Origin of the sequence: Streptomyces sp. NPDC059037, from assembly GCF_042740015.1 — a bacterium.
Lineage (GTDB): Bacteria > Actinomycetota > Actinomycetes > Streptomycetales > Streptomycetaceae > Streptomyces.
This window is the reverse complement of sequence record NZ_JBHYIG010000138.1, coordinates 1-2,621: the sequence shown is the minus strand read 5'-3', so window position 1 is coordinate 2,621 and position 2,621 is coordinate 1. Positions and strand designations below refer to the sequence as shown.

Sequence of the window (2,621 nt, the reverse complement as noted above, 5' to 3'; positions counted from 1 at the left end):
TGGGCGCTGGGGGTGTGTTTTGGGGTTGTGGGGGGGGGCGGGGGGGCCCCCCCGCGGGCCCCCCCCACCACACCGCTCGGCGACGGCTTCGTACGTCTCATCAAGGCGATGATCGCCCCGCTCGTGTTCTGCGTGGTCGTCGCCGGCATCACCAAGGCCGGAGATCTCAAGGCCTTCGGCCGCATCGGGCTCAAGGCGCTGATCTGGTTCGAAGTCGCCACCACGGTCGCCCTGGTGGTCGGCCTGCTCGCCGGAAACCTGGTGAGCCCCGGCGCCGGCATGAACGTCGATCCCTCCCAGCTCGACGCATCGGCCGTCGACGAGAAGACCGGCGGCGGTGAACTGCCCTCGACCAGCGAGTTCATCCTGCATTCGCTGCCGGACAGCGCCGTCGGGGCCTTCGCGGAGAACTCGCTGCTCCAAGTCCTCGTGCTGTCCTGCCTGTTCGGCGCGGCGCTGCTGCACCTCGGCAACACCAAGGTCCCCGCGATCCTGCCCGCCATCGAACAGGGCCAGGAGATCGTCTTCGCGATCGTCGGCTTCATCATGAAGCTGGCCCCGCTCGCCGTCTTCGGAGCCACCGCCCACCTGGTGGGGGAGTACGGCCTCGGCGCCCTGTCGACGTACGGCAAGCTCATCGGCGTCTGTTACGCGGTGGCCCTGATCTTCCTCGTACTGCTCGGTCTCGCCCTCAAGGCGCTCACCGGCCTGAGCCTGTGGAAGTTCGTCCGCTACACCCGCGAGGAGATGCTGCTCGCCCTCGGCACGGCCTCCAGCGAGACCGTCATGCCGCGCATGATGCAGAAGCTGCGCCAGGCGGGCTGCCGCGACGACGCGGTGGGCCTTGTCCTGCCGACGGGGTACTCCTTCAACCTCGACGGCGCCTCGATCTACCTCTCCATCGGTACGTTGTTCATCGCGCAGGCGGTGGGCGTGGATCTGAGCCTGGGGCAGCAGATCACCGTGGTCCTCGTGCTCATGCTGACCAGCAAGGGCATGGCGGGCGTGCCCGGTTCGGCGTTCCTCGCGCTGTCCGCGACGGCCTCCGCGCTCGGGGTCATCCCTGCCGGAGCGGTGGCGCTGCTGCTCGGCGTGGACCGCATCATGGACGCCATGCGCGTCGCCACGAACCTGCTCGGCAACTGCGTCGCCGTCTTCGTGGTCTCCCGCTGGGAGGGCGCCCTCGACACGGCACGCGCCAAGAAGGTACTCGGCGGCGAGATCGCCTTCGTACCGGAACAGCCGGAACAGCCGGAACAGGCGGAACAGGCGGAGGAGCCCGACAGCGCCGAGACGAGCACTGCCGGGCCCAAGTCCCTTACGCCTGCGGCTTCTCCGAGTCCACTCCCGGACGCGCCTTCTTCCACAGCCCGCGAGTGAAGTCGGGGATCGCCTGCGGCGCACCCTTCGCCTTGATGGAGAGGTGGCTCAGCGGCACGGGGGACGTCCAGGTCGCGGCGTCATAGACGTCGAAGTCCGGCACCAGGCCGAGCTGCATGGTCTGCATCAGACGGAAGATCATGATGTAGTCCATGCCGCCGTGCCCGCCGGGCGGGTTGGAGTGCTCCTTCCACAGCCAGTGGTCGAACTCCTCGGCGTACTTGGCGAAGTCGCCCCACTCGTCGTTCGTGTGGTCCGGCTCGATGTAGATGCGCGAGGGGTAGTCCTCGAAGACGCCCTTCGTGCCGCCGAGGCTGTTGATGCGGCTGTAGGGGTGGGGGGTCGACACGTCGTGCTCCAGACGGATCACCCGCCCCTTCGCCGTCTGGACGAGGCTGATGGTGCGGTCGCTCTCGATGTACGTCTCCTTCCAGCTCGGGTCGCCCGCCGGCATGTTGGCCTTGCGGTACTCGGCGAGACCGAGGGCGGGCGTGCCGAAGCTGGAGATGTGCGTGACGCGGTCGCCGCGGTTGATGTCCATGTAGTTGGAGACCGGGCCGAAGCCGTGGTTGGGGTAGAGGTCGCCGCGCAGCCGCGTGTGCCACAGCCGCCGCCACGGGCCCTCGTAGTAGTCCGGGTCGAACATCAGGCCGCGCAGATCGTGGTTGTACGCGCCCGCCCCGTGCAGCAGATCACCGAACTTGCCCGCGTGGGCCATCCGCAGGACGCGCATCTCGTTCTTGCCGTAACAGCAGTTCTCCAGCTGCATGCAGTGTCTGCGGGTGCGCTCGGAGAGATCGACGAGTTCCCACAGCTGGTCGAGCTGCAGCGCGATCGGACACTCCACGCCGACGTGCTTGCCGTTCAGCATCGCGGACTTGGCCATGTCGAAGTGCCAGTCCCAGGGCGTCGCGACGTACACGAAGTCGATGTCGCCGCGCTTGCAGAGGTTCTCGAAGTCGTGATCGCCCTTCGTGTACGTCGCCGGGGCGGGCTGACCCGCGTCGGTGACCTTCTTCGCGGCCTTCGCGGTCTTGTCCTTGACCGGGTCGCACAGCGCGACGACCTTCACCCCCGGGATCGCGAGGAACAGATCGATCATGCTGCCGCCGCGGTTGCCGAGCCCGACGATGCCGACCCGCACCGTGGAGCGCCGCTCGAAGGGCACGCCGACCATGGTCTCGCCCTGGCGGGCCGGCGCCTCGGCGGCCGCCGCGGTCGCCCCCTGCGGGGTGTCGGCC

2 protein-coding genes are annotated in these 2,621 nt (G+C 68.5%); one reads left to right on the top strand and one right to left on the bottom strand.

What is annotated here, in order from left to right:
• The first annotated feature begins 12 nt into the window (after positions 1–12).
• Positions 13–1,380 (top strand): cation:dicarboxylate symporter family transporter, encoded by a 1,368-nt coding sequence (locus ACFWY6_RS25950; protein WP_384694877.1) that lies wholly within the window; start codon positions 13–15, stop codon positions 1,378–1,380.
• Here the strand turns inward: ACFWY6_RS25950 and ACFWY6_RS25945 are convergent.
• Positions 1,319–2,621, bottom strand: a 1,303-nt coding sequence (locus tag ACFWY6_RS25945) for a Gfo/Idh/MocA family protein (protein WP_384694823.1), incomplete at its 5' end; no start/stop codon positions are given. The two genes, ACFWY6_RS25950 and ACFWY6_RS25945, sit on opposite strands and share 62 nt — an antisense overlap.